General features: G+C 35.0%; 13 protein-coding genes. All 13 read left to right on the top strand.

Annotated features, from left to right (window positions below; all coding sequences use genetic code 11):
* Window positions 1-153: 153 nt before the first annotated feature.
* The 13 genes from A9C19_RS11015 to A9C19_RS10955 all read left to right on the top strand — a co-directional run bounded on the left by A9C19_RS11015 (window position 154) and on the right by A9C19_RS10955 (window position 16,529).
* On the top strand, window positions 154-2,541 hold the full coding sequence (locus tag A9C19_RS11015; RefSeq protein ID WP_072579992.1) for a DNA translocase FtsK: 2,388 nt from the start codon (window positions 154-156) through the stop codon (window positions 2,539-2,541).
* A gap of 451 nt (window positions 2,542-2,992) precedes the next feature.
* Window positions 2,993-3,718 carry a GntR family transcriptional regulator gene (locus A9C19_RS11010; protein WP_072579991.1) on the top strand — a complete coding sequence of 242 codons (726 nt, stop codon included), beginning with the start codon at window positions 2,993-2,995 and terminating at the stop codon, window positions 3,716-3,718.
* Window positions 3,719-3,901: 183 nt separating this feature from the next.
* Complete coding sequence (locus A9C19_RS11005; protein ID WP_072579990.1) at window positions 3,902-4,969, top strand: BMP family lipoprotein; 1,068 nt, start codon at window positions 3,902-3,904, stop codon at window positions 4,967-4,969.
* 235 nt (window positions 4,970-5,204) lie between these two features.
* Entirely contained in the window at window positions 5,205-6,734 is a 1,530-nt protein-coding gene (locus A9C19_RS11000; protein ID WP_072579989.1) for an ABC transporter ATP-binding protein, read from the top strand.
* Window positions 6,731-7,777 carry an ABC transporter permease gene (locus A9C19_RS10995; protein WP_072579988.1) on the top strand — a complete coding sequence of 349 codons (1,047 nt, stop codon included), beginning with the start codon at window positions 6,731-6,733 and terminating at the stop codon, window positions 7,775-7,777. The genes A9C19_RS11000 and A9C19_RS10995 overlap by 4 nt, the downstream gene beginning before the upstream one ends.
* Before the next feature lie 6 nt (window positions 7,778-7,783).
* Window positions 7,784-8,737 carry an ABC transporter permease gene (locus A9C19_RS10990; RefSeq protein ID WP_420835827.1) on the top strand — a complete coding sequence of 318 codons (954 nt, stop codon included), beginning with the start codon at window positions 7,784-7,786 and terminating at the stop codon, window positions 8,735-8,737.
* Between the two features lie 470 nt (window positions 8,738-9,207).
* On the top strand, window positions 9,208-10,446 hold the full coding sequence (locus A9C19_RS10985) for a bacillibactin exporter BcbE (RefSeq protein WP_072579986.1): 1,239 nt from the start codon (window positions 9,208-9,210) through the stop codon (window positions 10,444-10,446).
* A gap of 244 nt (window positions 10,447-10,690) precedes the next feature.
* On the top strand, window positions 10,691-11,983 hold the full coding sequence (gene yfmF, locus A9C19_RS10980; protein ID WP_072579985.1) for an EF-P 5-aminopentanol modification-associated protein YfmF: 1,293 nt from the start codon (window positions 10,691-10,693) through the stop codon (window positions 11,981-11,983).
* A complete protein-coding gene (yfmH, locus tag A9C19_RS10975; RefSeq protein ID WP_072579984.1) occupies window positions 11,980-13,266 on the top strand; it encodes an EF-P 5-aminopentanol modification-associated protein YfmH in 1,287 nt (428 codons plus the stop codon). The genes yfmF and yfmH overlap by 4 nt, the downstream gene beginning before the upstream one ends.
* A 363-nt stretch (window positions 13,267-13,629) precedes the next feature.
* Window positions 13,630-14,355, top strand: coding sequence for an elongation factor P 5-aminopentanone reductase (gene ymfI / locus A9C19_RS10970; protein ID WP_072579983.1), 726 nt, complete (start codon window positions 13,630-13,632; stop codon window positions 14,353-14,355).
* Window positions 14,356-14,440: 85 nt separating this feature from the next.
* Window positions 14,441-14,698 (top strand): DUF3243 domain-containing protein, encoded by a 258-nt coding sequence (locus A9C19_RS10965; RefSeq protein WP_072579982.1) that lies wholly within the window; start codon window positions 14,441-14,443, stop codon window positions 14,696-14,698.
* A gap of 157 nt (window positions 14,699-14,855) precedes the next feature.
* Complete coding sequence (locus A9C19_RS10960) at window positions 14,856-15,647, top strand: DUF3388 domain-containing protein (protein ID WP_072579981.1); 792 nt, start codon at window positions 14,856-14,858, stop codon at window positions 15,645-15,647.
* A gap of 18 nt (window positions 15,648-15,665) precedes the next feature.
* Window positions 15,666-16,529 (top strand): helix-turn-helix domain-containing protein, encoded by an 864-nt coding sequence (locus A9C19_RS10955; RefSeq protein ID WP_072579980.1) that lies wholly within the window; start codon window positions 15,666-15,668, stop codon window positions 16,527-16,529.
* The last annotated feature ends 29 nt before the right edge of the window (window positions 16,530-16,558 follow it).

The following is a 16,558-nucleotide window of genomic DNA, read 5'->3' as shown; positions in this document are numbered from 1 at the left end:
TATTAGAATGACTAAGAGTTGAAGTTGATAGGAAAAAAGTAAATATCGTACACTCTTCGTTAAATTATCATGCGTGGAATAAATTTAGAGGATAATCTACGACTGGATCAGGAGGAAGCATCCTGGATTATATTAGAACATAGGTGATACATAATGACAAAAAGAAAGAAAAAGCAAAGAAAATCAAAAGATGATTGGAAGAAAACGTTAAAATTTGAATTGGCAGGTCTAATTATTCTTGCAATTGCACTTATTTCCATTTCAAAATTAGGTGTTGTAGGGCACACTTTTGTCCATTTGTTTCGATTTTTTAGTGGAGAATGGTACATGGTTTTTCTAATCGGAGTATTGATTTTTTCTTTATATTTAATCTGGAAACGACAAATCCCAGTTCTATTTACAAGACAGATGGTTGGAATTTATTGTGTGGTGGCAGCTATTCTTTTATTAAGCCACGTTACATTATTTAAAATGCTAACTCATAATGGAACGTTCGCTTCACCAAGTGTATTGTCTAACACACTTGAACTGTTTTGGATGGATGTAAGAGGACAAGCTAGTGGTGTAGACCTTGGTGGCGGTATGATCGGCGCACTTATGTTTGCCACATCTTATTACCTTTTTGCAGAAGCAGGTTCCAAAATTATTGCTGTTGTTTTGATTGTGATAGGAATGATACTTATAACAGGCAAATCTCTGCAGGATACAATAGCAAAGGTATTATTGCCTATTGGTAGATTTGCCAAAAATCAAACGATGGGTTTTTTAGAGGATATAAAAAAAATACCTTCTGTCATACAAACAAAGCGGGAAGAAAAGAAACAGAATCAAGAGCAACGTGTTCCTAAAACTCGAAATAAAAATGTAGAAGAGCACGAAATGGAAGAGCCGCTTATCTCGAGTTTTTCAGATCGCGAAGAAGAGCCAACTCCTGAAATGATTATTCATACAATGAATTCTTCGGAAAAAGACGGTCAACTAGAGACTCTATTAGAGGAGAACGAGGTACATACTAATCAAAAAGATATAGGTAAGGAAGCGGAGGATCAAAAGATTTCAAGTGAAGAGAAAGATGTTATACAACCTATGGCATTCGTTGAAGTTGAAAACCATGATTATGAGCTTCCACCAATTGACTTATTAAAGGCACCTAAACATAATTCACAACAAGCAGATAAGAAAAATATCTATGAAAATGCTAGAAAGTTAGAAAAAACCTTTCAGAGTTTTGGTGTTAAAGCAAAAGTAACCCAAGTTCACTTAGGACCTGCTGTAACGAAATACGAGGTATACCCTGATGTTGGAGTGAAGGTTAGTAAAATAGTCAATTTAAGCGATGATTTAGCATTAGCATTAGCTGCAAAAGATATACGTATTGAAGCACCAATTCCTGGTAAATCAGCAGTGGGGATTGAAGTACCAAACTCTGAAATTGCCATGGTTTCTTTAAGAGAAGTGCTCGAGGCGAAAGGAAATGACCGTCCAGATGCTAAGTTATTAATTGGCCTTGGTAGAGACATATCAGGAGAAGCTGTTTTAGCAGAATTAAATAAGATGCCTCACTTACTTGTTGCAGGAGCTACAGGAAGTGGGAAAAGTGTCTGTATAAACGGGATCATTACAAGTATATTAATGAGAGCTAAGCCACATGAAGTGAAATTAATGATGATTGATCCTAAAATGGTAGAATTAAATGTGTATAATGGAATACCACATCTACTTGCACCAGTTGTAACGGATCCGAAAAAAGCTTCACAGGCTTTAAAGAAAGTTATTAATGAAATGGAAAGAAGATATGAACTATTTTCGCATACGGGAACGAGAAATATTGAAGGGTATAATGAAGTGATAAAAAAGAACAATCGCGAAGAAAATGCTAAACAACCTGAATTGCCGTATATCGTTGTTATTGTTGATGAGTTGGCAGACTTAATGATGGTAGCCTCATCTGATGTAGAAGATTCTATCACACGATTATCTCAAATGGCTAGGGCGGCAGGAATTCATCTAATTATTGCTACACAACGTCCTTCAGTTGATGTCATCACAGGTGTCATTAAAGCTAATATCCCTTCTCGTATAGCCTTTAGTGTATCTTCAGCAACAGATTCACGCACAATATTAGATATGGGTGGCGCTGAGAAACTACTAGGTAGAGGAGATATGCTCTTTTTACCCGTAGGTGCATCAAAACCAGTTCGTGTGCAAGGAGCCTTCTTATCAGATGACGAAGTAGAACAAACCGTAGACTTTGTCATTGCTCAACAAAAGGCTCAATATCAAGAGGAAATGATTCCAACAGAAGTTGTTGAAACAAAGAATGAAGTGACAGATGATTTATATGAAGAGGCTGTCCAGCTCGTTGTTGATATGCAAACAGCATCTGTTTCAATGTTGCAACGTCGCTTTAGAATAGGATATACCAGAGCAGCTAGATTAATAGATGCAATGGAAGAAAGAGGAGTTGTTGGGCCATATGAAGGGAGTAAACCACGAGATGTCTTACTCTCAAAAGATAAGCATGAGGAGATGTCATCTTAAAAATAGAAATCACCATGTCTAGTTCCCACCTATCATAAAAATCATCTTATAAGTAATGATCGCTAGTGAGTTTAATAATTCACTAGCTTTTTTTATACTTAGCGATAAAAATGTTAACGATTAAAGAATAATCCTAGCCCTCGTCACTCTATTACAATATTTGTTAACTTGATTTGGGATAAATTCAGAATAATTTTTCAAATCGACAAATTGTGACAGAAATTATATGATTATAGAAGTGGTTAAGAATTATTTACAAAGAGAGAAGGAATCAACCTTCCATCTAATTCTTATGAATAAAGGAGGAAATGTTTTTATTTTCTTCGTATTTCGACAAATTTGAAGAAATAGTATTTATTTATAGAATAAAAAATGGTATAGTATTTTCGATTAGATGCTGTATAACATCAGATGTCTGATCTCTTAGAAAGAGGATAATGGGGGCGAATGCATGACCATAAAGTCTGACAATCGTCACTTGTACCTTCAGGTGATTGATAAAATTAAAGAAGATATTGAAAACGGTATATATAAAGAAAAAGAGAAATTACCATCAGAATTCGAGTTATCAAAAAACTTAGGAGTAAGTAGAGCAACTCTAAGAGAAGCACTTCGCACACTTGAAGAAGAGAACGTTATCATAAGAAGGCATGGAGTTGGGACTTTTGTAAACGCTCGCCCGCGATTTACTTCTGGGATCGAACAGTTGAACAGTGTAACAGGAATGATTGAACAAGCAAATTCAAAACCTGGAACTGTTTTTCTTTCCTCCTCTATAATTGGAGCGACGGACGAGGATACAAAAAGATTTAAATGTTTAAGTGAAGACGAGATCTTTCTACTAGAAAGAGTTAGAACAGCAAATGGTGAACCTGTTGTTTACTGTTTAGATAAGATTCCAAAAGAAATACTTCCAGACACTTTTGAGCATGAGCAAGAATCTTTATTAAAATTGCTTGAAGAAAAAGCGAGTATTTATATTAGCTATGCTGTCACACATATAGAACCGATTGGTTATCATGAGAAAATATCGCCAATATTAGAATGTGATCCAGAAACATCCCTTTTATTACTAAAACAAATGCATTTTGATGACCAAGACCGCCCCATTTTATACTCATTAAATTATTTTAGAGCAGATCATTTCAGTTTCCATGTAGTAAGGAAAAGATTATAGATAATCAACCTATTATAAAACTTGATAGAAGGTAGTACATTTTTAAGAATTGGGGAAACCTTCTTTTAGTGGTAATTTACTTAATTGGTAATCGATTCTTTTAAGGAGGTGATGGTGCTCGAATAGTTGAGTGTGTTTTTGTCAACGGTAATAGTGAAATGAAAAGAATAGGGGGCTTTAAAAATGAAAAAGAAACATGGTTTAGCTTTATCATTAATGCTAGCTGCTGGAACTCTTTTAGCTGGTTGTGGTGGAGCTGATGAGAAAGAAGAAGCAACAACAGGCGGAGAAAGTGCTGATAAGTTCACTGTTGCAATGGTAACAGATATTGGTGGAGTTGATGATAAGTCATTCAACCAATCTGCTTGGGAAGGTTTAAAAGCGTACGGAGAAGAAAATAGTCTAGAAAAAGGTAATGATGGCTTTGACTATTTACAATCTCAAAGTGATGCAGATTATGCAACAAACTTAAATACTTTAGCTCGTAAGAATTTCGATCTAATTTATGGTATTGGATTCTTATTACAACCAGCTGTTGATGAAATTGCGCAACAACAAAAAGATACGAAATTTGCTATTGTAGATAGTGTAGTTGAACAACCTAACGTAGCTAGTATTACTTTTAAGGAGCACCAAGGTTCATTCTTAGTTGGAGTTGTTGCTGGGTTAACAACAAAAACAAATAAAATTGGTTTTGTTGGTGGAGTTGAAGGGGACTTAATCAAAAAATTCGAAGTTGGTTTTGTTGAAGGTGTAAAAGCAGTTAATCCTGATGCAGAAGTTGAAATTCAATATGCTGGTTCATTCGGTGATGCGGCAAAAGGAAAGCAAATTGCTTCTAGTATGTATGGACTAGGCGCAGACATTATCTATCACGCTGCTGGCGGTACTGGTAATGGTGTCTTCTCTGAGGCTATTGACCTAAAAGTGGAAGATCCAGAACGTGAGCTATGGGTTATCGGTGTAGATAAAGATCAATACGAAGAAGGTAATGTTACAACTAAAGATGGACGAGAGTTAAACATTACACTTACTTCAATGGTTAAACGTGTCGACGTTGCAGTTAAAGACTTAGCTGAAAAAGCAGCGAATGATGAATTCCCAGGTGGAGAAGTCATCGAGTATGGTATCCAAGAAGAAGCAATTGGAATTGCCCCTCATGATGAACATCTAACTGACGAAATTAAAGCAAAAGTAAAAGAGTACGAAGAAAAAATCCTTAACGGAGAAATCGAAGTACCTACAAAATAATTTTTAATGAATAGACAGGCTGACAGTCATAAGTAAATATTCATCTTTTCATACATAGTAGAAGATGGATGATTTACAATGTCAGCCTTTATTCTCGGGAAAAATAACTGAATTGAAATGCTTTATCAGGACATTTTACTTATAAAACATTTCAATTTGGTCGTTTTCTTCTCCCTATATAAGGTGAAAACACAAACCAATCCTTAATGTTGTTCAGGAAAAGGAGTGAGCAAGTTTGGAATATGTAATTGAGATGCTAAATATTCGGAAAGAATTTCCTGGCATAGTAGCAAACGATAATATTACCTTACAAGTGAAAAAAGGAGAGATTCATGCTCTACTAGGTGAAAATGGAGCAGGAAAATCTACATTAATGAATGTTCTATTCGGTCTTTACCAACCAGAACAAGGCGAAATTAGAGTGAAAGGGAACAAAGTCAACATAACAAACCCTAACATTGCAAATGATCTTGGAATAGGTATGGTACACCAACATTTTATGCTTGTCAATACATTTACTGTTACAGAAAATATTATTTTAGGAAATGAACCTAAGCAAGCCGGGTCAATAAATCTAAAAGAAGCTGAAAAACAAGTAAAAGAAATATCTGAACGTTATGGGCTTGCCGTTGATCCAACAGCTAAAATTTCTGATATTTCTGTTGGGATGCAGCAAAGGGTTGAAATCTTAAAAACACTCTATCGTGGAGCAGAAATCCTTATATTTGATGAACCAACGGCCGTTCTAACACCACAGGAAATTAAAGAACTTATTCAAATTTTTAAAACTCTTATTAGTGAAGGCAAGTCTATTATTTTAATTACACATAAATTAAAAGAAATAATGGAAGTTTGCGATCGAGTAACGGTTATTAGAAAAGGCCAAGGCATTGGTACTGTAAATGTGTCTGAAACCAATCCAAATGAACTTGCAGCTTTAATGGTAGGGCGCGAGGTTTCATTTACAACTGAGAAAACGATAGCGTCTCCTAAGGATGATGTCTTAAAAATTGAAAATTTAACTGTTAAGGATAATCGTCAAGTGACAAAGGTGAATTCTCTCAATTTGTCTGTAAGAGCAGGAGAAATTGTTGGAATAGCAGGTGTTGATGGTAATGGACAAACCGAATTAATTGAAGCGATTACGGGGTTAAGAAAAGTAACTTCAGGCTCAGTTAAATTAAATAATAAAAATATAGAAAATTTACATCCGCGAAAAATAACTGAAACAGGTGTAGGTCATATTCCTCAAGATCGCCATAAGCATGGATTAGTATTGGATTTTCCAATAGGTGAAAATATGGTACTACAAACGTACTATCATCAACCATATTCTAAAAATGGTGTTTTAAAGTTAAAAACTATTTATGAAAAAGCAAAAGAATTAATAAGGGAATTTGACGTAAGGACACCAAGCACTACAACGTTAGCGAGAGCTTTATCAGGTGGTAACCAACAAAAGGCGATTATAGGACGAGAAGTAGATCGGAACCCTGATTTATTAATTGCTGCTCAACCTACGAGAGGTTTAGATGTAGGGGCGATTGAGTTTATCCATAGTCGTTTAATTGAGCAACGAGATAATGGGAAAGCGGTTTTACTCATTTCTTTTGAATTGGACGAAATCATTAATGTAAGTGATCGAATTGCTGTTATTTATGAAGGTGAGATCATTGAAATCGTTGATCCAAAAGAAACAAATGAACAAGAGCTTGGCCTCCTAATGGCTGGAAGTAAGCGTCAGAAAGAAGGGAAGCAAGTATGAAGCTAAATCGTTATATGAACGTACTTATTCCAATCATTGCCGTTATATTAGGTCTTATTAGTGGCGCGATTATTATGCTAGTAAGTGGTTATGATCCTGTAGCTGGATATAGCGCGCTATGGTATGGAATTTTCGGAGAATCCTACTATATTGGAGAAACAATTAGACAATTTACACCTTACATTTTAACAGGTTTAGCAGTTGCCTTTGCATTTAGAACAGGACTTTTTAATATTGGTGTTGAGGGACAAGTTATCGTAGGTTGGTTAGCAGCTGTATGGGTTGGGGTAGCATTTGAACTACCGGCTATTATTCATATTCCTTTATCTATCATTGCTGCGGGTGTAGCCGGAGCAATATGGGGATTTGTTCCTGGATTACTTAAGGCAAGATTTAAGGTCCATGAAGTTATTGTTACAATCATGATGAACTATATTGCTTTACATGTAACAAATGCATTAATTCGAACGGTTATGACGGACAATGCAGACAAATCGGAGAAAATTTTTGCTTCTGCGTCATTGAGATCAGAAACGTTTGAACGTCTTACTGATTATTCACGTATGCATTATGGGATCTTTATTGCTTTAATAGCAGCCTTTATAATGTGGTTCTTATTAGAAAAAACAACAAAAGGCTTTGAGCTACGTGCAGTAGGTTTTAACCACGATGCTGCACATTACTCTGGAATGAATGTCAATCGTAATATTATCCTTTCAATGGTAATCTCTGGTGCTTTTGCTGGTGTTGCAGGAGCGATGGAGGGTTTAGGTACATTCGAGTACGTATCTGTGAAAGGTGGTTTTACTGGAATTGGTTTTGATGGTATCGCCGTAGCCTTAATTGGTGGAAATGCAGCACTTGGTATTATTTTTTCAGCTGCATTATTTGGTGGGTTAAAAGTAGGTGCTTTAAACATGCCTTCAGAAGCTGGAGTTCCAAATGAGCTTGTGGAAATTATCATTGCACTTATTATCTTCTTTGTAGCATCTAGCTATTTCATTCGCTGGATTTTACTTCGTTTTAAAAAGGAGGGGAAATAAGTGAGTATTTTACAAGCTTTAGAAATTATTATACCAACGGCTTTATTCGTTGCTGCACCACTTATTTTTACCGCACTAGGTGGCGTGTTTAGTGAACGTTCTGGTGTTGTTAACATTGGACTTGAAGGCTTAATGATTATCGGTGCATTCGTGGGAATCGTATTTAATTTGAATTTTGCAGATGTCTTTGGTAATCTCACTCCATGGCTTTCAATTGTAGCTGCCATGATCGCTGCTGCCTTGTTTGCTTTATTACATGCTGTTGCATCTATCACGTTTAAAGCTGACCAGGTTGTAAGTGGTGTTGCGATTAACTTTTTAGCCTTAGGCTTATCCTTATTCTTAGTGAAGAATATTTATGAAAAAGGTCAAACGGATCGTATTACTATCAGTTTTAATAAAATGGATGTTCCATTTTTAAGTGATATTCCGATCATTGGTGATATCTTCTTCTCGGGTGGATATATCACATCTTATATTGCAATTTTATTCGCTGTTATCGTTTGGTACGTTATATACAAAACACCATTTGGCCTTCGCTTACGAGCAGTAGGTGAGCATCCAATGGCTGCAGACACTATGGGAATTAATGTAACAAGAATGAGGTATATTGGCGTATTATTAAGTGGTGCGTTTGCTGGTATTGGCGGAGCTGTATACGCAACTATTATTGCAAGGGACTTCAGTCATGCTACAATTAGTGGTCAGGGATTTATGGCGTTAGCTGCTGTTATATTTGGTAAGTGGCATCCACTTGGTGCAATGGGAGCAGCATTATTTTTCGGTCTAGCTCAAGGATTAAGTATTATTGGAGGAACAATTCCATTTTTGAAGGATATTCCAACCGTATACTTACTAATCCTTCCTTATGTTTTAACAATACTAGCATTAACTGGATTCATAGGACGTGCTGATGCTCCGAAGGCTTTAGGAACACCTTATGAAAAAGGTAAGAGATAGTACTCAATTCGTTTAAAGTAGACAAGCTATTAATGAGCTTGTCTATTTTTTTGTTCTGGATAAAAGTAGTGGTAAGATAAACTTACTAAATGATTGTAAAAAGAAAAATTATAATGTTCCTTCCCAATGTTAGTAATGATTGGCTCTGTTTAACCTGCCAGTTGATTTTTGTTACAGGTATTCGCTTTCGTCAGGCAGTCCGGGCTCCTCCTCGGTATGGGGGTCTCCTTTGACACGCTTCTTCCGAAGGACAGTCTCATGCCTTTCACTACAACAAAGGGCAATAAATTAAAATTGATCTTTTATCAGAACCTAATGTTTAAGACTTGTTACTGTATACGGGCACGAGCTATAAAAACTATCTTTAAGGTTACTTCTTATAAACTGTAAGTAATACCCAGTATATGATAGCTTCGAATGACACAAAATGAAAGTGGTAAGAAAAAAATAAAAGACAAGGTGAAGCGATTATGGAAGCAGGTAAGAAGCTTGATTTATTGGCACTATCATCTGTTCCACTTGTGATGACATTAGGTAATTCGATGTTAATCCCAGTGCTACCAATTATTTCAAAAAAATTAAATGTAAGTTCTTTTCAAGTTTCCTTAATTATTACAGTATATTCAATTGTGGCGATTATTCTCATTCCTATTGCTGGATATTTATCCGATCGTTATGGTCGTAAGGCGGTTATGGTACCTTGTCTTATCATTGCAGGTTTAGGTGGAGTGGTTTCTGGATGGGCTTCTTGGAAAATGGAAGACCCTTATACGGCTATTTTGCTAGGCCGTGTTTTGCAAGGTATTGGCTCAGCGGGTGCTGCTCCTGTAGTCATGCCCTTGATAGGTGATATGTTTAAAAAAGATGAAGAAATTAGTGCTGGGCTTGGTTTAACTGAAACAGCTAATACAGCAGGTAAGGTGTTGAGTCCAATAATAGGTGCCGCTTTAGCAGCTTATATTTGGTACCTACCTTTTTGGTTTATTCCTTTTTTCAGTGCGATAAGCGTTTTGCTTGTCATTTTTTTAGTTAAAGTTCCTAAAAAGAGTGAAAAAGAGAAACAGTCATTTTCCTCTTTCCTCCGCTGTGTAAAAAAGATATTCAAGCAAGAAGGAAGATGGTTATTTGCTATCTTTACAATAGGCTGTATTATCATGTTTGTTTTATTTGGTATATTGTTTTATTTATCTGATATGTTAGAAAAACAATATAATATTAATGGAGTAAAAAAAGGATTAGTATTAGCCATTCCTTTGTTAGCCCTTTCTATAAGTTCGTTTTTCTCTGGGAAAAAAATTGGAGAAAATCAACAATTAATGAAAATGATTATGATTATTGGTATGGGATTAGTTGCACTATCTTTTATTGCCTTAAGAATTCAACATTCTTTTGTATATTTGCTGTCTTTCTTGGCAGTAACGGGAGTTGGAATTGGTATTACTTTACCAAGTCTAGATGCCATGATTACAGAAGGTATTGAAAAGGCAGAAAGAGGTACTATTACATCCATTTATAGTTCGATGAGATTTATTGGTGTAGCATTAGGTCCACCAGTTTATTCATATATTATGAATGTTTCTGAACATATGATTTATTATATTTCCGCAGGCTGTAGCTTGTTAGCTGTGATTGTTGTCATTTTGTTTATTAGACCTAATAAAATGTCACAGAAAGATCCACACTCAAATCACATGCCAAAACTAGCTTGAACTATTCTCTTTACAAGTTCTTACCTTTTTTCTTTAACAAGTTGTGGTGAGCTTTTTTGCAAGACTCACCACAAAACTATTCTGAACAATTACCTCTGGCTACTTTAAACCTAACACTAAGCTAAAAGTGGCGTTTTAGTATATATTTAGTATCAATTTAAATAGTCAATGGTAAGTGTATAATTTCCTATATTATCCTCATATTGGTATAATTGTGTTTAAACTATTTTAAAGGAGGGTTCATATGTCTCTTATAAATGAACAAGTTGATCATATTAATGGGTTATCTTTACATACGATATCAACACCAAAGTTTAAAACAAATACAATTGTGTTAAAACTTTTGGCCCCACTGAGAAAAGAGGATGTCACATTTCGTGCATTATTACCATACGTACTTCAACGAGGTACAAAGTCATTTCCTTCAAGTACTAGCTTAAGACAGTATCTTGATAGTCTATACGGTGCAACATTACATGTAGATTTATCAAAAAAGGGAGAAAATCATATTATAACTTTCCGTATGGAAGTTGCGAACGAAAAGTTTTTATCGGATTCAACTCCGTTATTAGAAAAGGCAGTAAAACTGTTGTCTGAGATATTACTAAAACCACTAACGGATCATGACGCTTTTAATCAAGAAATCGTTAGCCAAGAAAAAAGAACTCTAAAGCAACGAATTCAATCAGTATATGATGATAAAATGAGATACTCTAATTTACGATTAGTTCAGGAAATGTGTAAAGAAGAACCATATGCATTACATGTTAATGGTGAAATTGAAGATGTAGACGCTATTACAGCAACTTCTTTAATGGATTATTATAAAAAATCACTAGAAACAGATAAAATTGATTTATATGTTGTAGGAGACATTGAACAGGAGCTAGTAAAAAAGCATGTAAGTCAATACTTTCAAATCACGAAACAAGAGAATTCAGTATCCTCTGCTAAACAGTCAGATGTCGATAAAGCTTCTGCTGTTAAAGAAAAAGAAGTGATTGAGGAACAGGATGTAAAACAAGGTAAGTTAAATATTGGCTTTAGAACAAATGTAACGTACCAGGATGACAATTATTACGCACTACAAGTATTCAATGGGATTTTTGGAGGGTTTTCTCACTCAAAACTCTTTATAAACGTACGAGAAAAAGCGAGTTTAGCTTATTATGCAGCCTCTAGAGTTGAAAGTCATAAAGGTCTATTAATGGTAATGTCAGGTATTGAGTTTCAAAATTTCGATCAAGCAGTTACCATTATTAAAGAACAGATGCAGGCTATGAAAAACGGTAATTTTTCAGAAGAGGAATTTTTACAAACAAAGGCTGTTATTCGTAATCAATTACTAGAAACAATAGATACTGCATATGGTCTAGTGGAAATTATGTATCATAACGTTATTTCTTTAATTGATCGCACATTCGAAGAGTATTTAGACGGGATTGAAAATGTTACAACGGATGAAGTAAGGGAAGTTGCAGCTAAAATTGAACTTGATACGGTTTATTTCCTTAAAGGAAAGGGGGATCAGTCATGACATATTCCATTCATTTTGAACAGCTTCAAGAAACACTTTACCATGAGAAAATGGAAAATGGTCTTGATGTCTATGTGTTACCTAAAAAAGGCTTTAATAAAACGTATGCTACTTTTACCACAAAATATGGATCAATTGATAATCGGTTTGTTCCTTTAAAAAATAATGAGTTGATTTCGGTACCTGATGGAATTGCCCATTTCTTGGAGCATAAATTGTTTGAGAAGGAAGATGGAGATGTATTCCAGCAATTTAGTAAACAAGGCGCTTCAGCAAATGCATTTACTTCCTTTACAAGAACAGCCTATTTGTTCTCAAGTACAAGTCAAGTAGAAAAAAACTTAGAGACGCTAGTTGATTTTGTTCAAACTCCCTATTTTTCAGAGAAGACAGTTGAGAAAGAAAAAGGAATTATCGGTCAAGAGATAAATATGTATGACGATAATCCAGACTGGCGCTTATATTTTGGATTAATTCAAAATCTATATCAACACCATCCAGTTCGTATTGATATTGCTGGTACAATTGACTCAATTGCAAAAATAACGAAAGATTCATTGTACGAATGCTATCATACCTTTTACCATCCGAGTAATATGCTATTATTCATTGTTGGTCAAGTAGAGCCAAATGAAATTTTAAAGCAAGTAAGAGAAAATCAGCAGAAGAAAGATTTCACCGTTCAGGAAGAAATTAAACGAGAGTTTCCTAATGAACCGGTAGAAGTCTTTAAGAAAATAGAAATTCTTAAAATGAACGTTCAAAGTTCGAAATGCTTAGTTGGCTTAAAAGCGAAAAATCCAAACCGAAAAGGCAAAGATTTACTAAAGTATGAGCTTTCAATGAATATTATTTTAGATATGTTATTTAGTAAAAGCTCTACCCATTATGATGAACTATATCATGCAGGACTAATTGATGACACTTTTAGCTATGATTACACAGAAGAGAGTGGATTTGGCTTTGCTATGATAGGTGGGGATACATCAGATCCTGACTTATTAGCTGAAAGAATAAAACAGACTATGCTCTCAACTAAAGAATTAGGTTTAGACTATTCTACATTTGAAGCAACGAAGAAGAAAAAAATTGGCGCGTTTCTTCGTGCAATTAATTCACCGGAATACATTGCAAATCAGTTTACTCGATATGCCTTTAATGACATGAATTTATTTGATGTTGTACCAACCTTAGAGTCATTAAGTACAGAAGACATCACATCAGTACTTAATGAAGCGGTCGAAGAAAACTTATTTACAGTATGTCAGGTTGTTCCTCAATAATAGAATAAGTTATACTAGGGTCTGATAATGAGAATTCAGACCCTTTTTAATTTCTTAGGAATTTAAACTGCATCAAATATGTTAAGGGATTTACGATCTAGATCTAGTATTCCAAAAGTTACTAGACAAAAGAGATATCCCTTTGCTGACTACGGCACTTTCACTTTGTTATCAATATAGTCCCTTTTATATACAGAGCATTATAGGGAACGTTCTTCTAAGTGTTTGTTTAGTTTTAAACACCCACTTCACCTAAGCTTTTAATAAATCATGTTGATAACTATTTGTGTTTGACCAAAGTTATAAGACCTTTTTTTACGAGTCTTAAAATCATTTTTATAAAAGATCAGGAGAAAAAAATTGATGGAAAAATTTGCGTTGGTAACAGGAGCAAGTGGAGGTATTGGTTCTGCAATTACAAAAAAGCTCTTAGAAGAAGGTTACCATATTTACCTCCATTTTCATTCGAACAAAAAAGCAATCGATCAGTTTATTCATTCTATGTCTGAACATGATAGGGAAAGGATCATACCTATACAATCAGATCTTTCCGTCCAAACAGGAGTCGAAAATCTTGTAGCTGAAATTCCAACCAAGATTGACCTAGTCGTATTAAATAGTGGTTCTAGCTTTTATGGCCTTTTGACTGACATGACAGATCTCGATATTGAACGGATGGTTCAATTAAATATCACTAGTCCTTTTTTAATTGCACAAAAATTAGTACCTAAGATGGTACGCAATCAAAAAGGAAATATCGTTGTGATTTCGTCTATTTGGGGAATCAAAGGGGCTTCATGTGAGGTCCTATATTCTATGGTAAAGGGTGGGCAAAATTCTTTTGTAAAAGCATTATCAAAAGAAGTTGCGCCTAGTAATATTAGAGTTAATGCTATTGCGCCTGGAGCTATTGCAACTAACATGCTCTCGCAGTTCTCAGAAGAAGATCTAACTGATTTGAAAAATGAAATTCCTTTAGGACGCATTGGAAAACCAGAAGAAATTGCTGAGGCAGTAGCTTTTTTATCTTCTGATAAGGCTTCATACATAACAGGACAGATATTAGTTGTAGACGGTGGGTGGATATAATGAAAAAGAGTTTATCGTAATCGTGAATAAAACAAACCTCCCTATGGAACAATACATTTGTAACAATAAAAAAGGAGGTACTCCTATGTCTGTATTAGATAATTGGGATGAGTGGAAGAATTTTTTAGGTGATCGTTTAGATCATGCGCAAAATGAAGGTATGGATGAGAAAGTAATCTCAAATCTTGCATTCGAAATTGGGGATTACTTAGCAAAGCAAGTAGATGCGAAAAATCCACAAGAAAAAGTCTTGGCAGATCTTTGGAGTGTAGCATCTGAACAAGAACAGCATGCAATTGCTACAATGATGGTGAAACTTGTACAAAATAATGGTTCACACTAAGAGAGGAGCTTTCCTCTCTTTTTTCTAATGTAAGATATACTAAGCAAAATCCATCAAATTTCTTCCACGTTCACATTATTGATATCTTTCTCTTTTATCAAAAATCATATATGATAGAGTTATCATTTAGGGTCTTTAATAATGAGGAGGGTTTTCTTTGCCATACGAATGGTATTTAGAATATGAAATACAAAAAAATCGACCAGGGCTTCTTGGAGATGTCTCATCCTTATTGGGGATGTTATCTATAAATATCATTACGATTAATGGAGTAGATGATTCACGTAGGGGACTTTTGTTAAAATGCGAAAGTAATAATCAAGTTCGAAGGCTTGAATCAATCCTCAAAACGATGGACAATATAACAGTTACCAAGTTACGTGTACCTAAATTAAGAGATCGACTTGCTGTAAGACATGGTAGATACATACAAAGAGATGCTGACGATAAAAAAACGTTCCGATTTGTTCGAGATGAGCTTGGACTATTAGTGGATTTTATGGCAGAATTATATAAACAGGATGGTCATAAATTAATTGGAATAAGAGGAATGCCAAGGGTAGGAAAAACAGAATCAATAGTTGCTTCGAGTGTTTGCGCTAATAAAAAATGGTTATTTGTTTCTTCAACCTTGCTAAAACAAACTATTCGTAGTCAATTAATTGCTGATGAATATAACGAAGATAATGTGTTCATTATAGATGGTATTGTTTCGACTAGAAGAGGATCTGAGCAGCACTTGCAGCTAGTGAGAGAAATTATGCGATTATCTGCAACAAAAGTTGTGGAACACCCGGATATCTTTGTGCAAAATACCGAATATACAATTGATGATTTTGATTATATAATTGAAATTCGAAACGATCCTGATGAGGAAATTACATATAAAGATGTTGAAGAACCAAGAATGAGTTTTGATTCTTCAAGTCTTTCAGGCTTTGACTTTTAAATTTATGGGGTGTTACGGTTGAGTGAATTAGGAAATCGACTGAAACAAGCAAGAGAGGAAAAAAACATCAGCTTAGATGATTTACAAGCGGTGACAAAAATTCAAAAACGCTATTTGCTTGGAATTGAAGAAGGCAATTATTCAATGATGCCTGGGAAATTTTATGTGCGTGCTTTTATTAAGCAATATGCTGAAGCAGTAGATTTAGATCCAGAGGAATTATTTGAAGAATATAAATCAGAAGTACCTGCTACACATAAGGATGATGTTCCAGAACAGCTTTCTAGAGTGAAGACACAGAAGGAAATGCCAAAAACTGCGTCAAAATTCTTAGAGTTACTACCAAAAATTTTAATTTTTCTCGTCATTCTTGTTGTTGCGGTAGGGTTATGGATATGGAGACAAAGTGGTAGCGATCAACCACAAGAACAAAATTCAGCCAATGAAACAAATAATAGTGAATTTGAATCAGTTGAAAATCTAACCTCCGATGAATCTGAAAATGTTCAAGAGAATGAGGAAGAAACAACAGATCCAGAACCGGAGCCAGAACCAGAAAAACCTAAACAAGAGATTTCCTTTAAGGAAGCTAACGGTTCTAATGCAACCTATGAACTACTCAATGCTGAAACATTTCAATTAGAGATATTGGCTAATGAGCGTGCCTGGGTGAGAGTGAAAAATGGTAAAGGTAAGACGTTCTTTGAAGGTGAGATACCACAAGGGGAAACATTGAAAAATGATTTTAGTGAAGAGTCCGAAATTATTGTGAGAGTAGGATATATTCCTGGTACTGACTTGAAAATTAATGGTGAGCTTTTGGAATATGAGAATGAGAAAAAAACCACACAAAACATCACAATTCTTTTTACTAAGGAATAGTGGGAAAGGTTTTACGCGACGACTCGACG

Source organism: Bacillus weihaiensis (genome assembly GCF_001889165.1).
In the GTDB taxonomy this organism is placed as follows: domain Bacteria; phylum Bacillota; class Bacilli; order Bacillales; family Bacillaceae; genus Metabacillus; species Metabacillus weihaiensis.
The sequence above is the reverse complement of the archived record's forward strand: the minus strand, read 5'-3'. Positions and strand labels throughout refer to the sequence as shown.

Coding starts and splice junctions, on each gene's coding strand:
- A9C19_RS10985 (WP_072579986.1), top strand. CDS start 9,208: ATGGAAGCAGGTAAGAAGCTTGATTTATTGGCACTATCATCTGTTCCA.
- A9C19_RS11015 (WP_072579992.1), top strand. CDS start 154: ATGACAAAAAGAAAGAAAAAGCAAAGAAAATCAAAAGATGATTGGAAG.
- yfmF (WP_072579985.1), top strand. CDS start 10,691: ATGTCTCTTATAAATGAACAAGTTGATCATATTAATGGGTTATCTTTA.
- yfmH (WP_072579984.1), top strand. CDS start 11,980: ATGACATATTCCATTCATTTTGAACAGCTTCAAGAAACACTTTACCAT.
- ymfI (WP_072579983.1), top strand. CDS start 13,630: ATGGAAAAATTTGCGTTGGTAACAGGAGCAAGTGGAGGTATTGGTTCT.
- A9C19_RS11005 (WP_072579990.1), top strand. CDS start 3,902: ATGAAAAAGAAACATGGTTTAGCTTTATCATTAATGCTAGCTGCTGGA.
- A9C19_RS10995 (WP_072579988.1), top strand. CDS start 6,731: ATGAAGCTAAATCGTTATATGAACGTACTTATTCCAATCATTGCCGTT.
- A9C19_RS11010 (WP_072579991.1), top strand. CDS start 2,993: ATGACCATAAAGTCTGACAATCGTCACTTGTACCTTCAGGTGATTGAT.
- A9C19_RS10965 (WP_072579982.1), top strand. CDS start 14,441: ATGTCTGTATTAGATAATTGGGATGAGTGGAAGAATTTTTTAGGTGAT.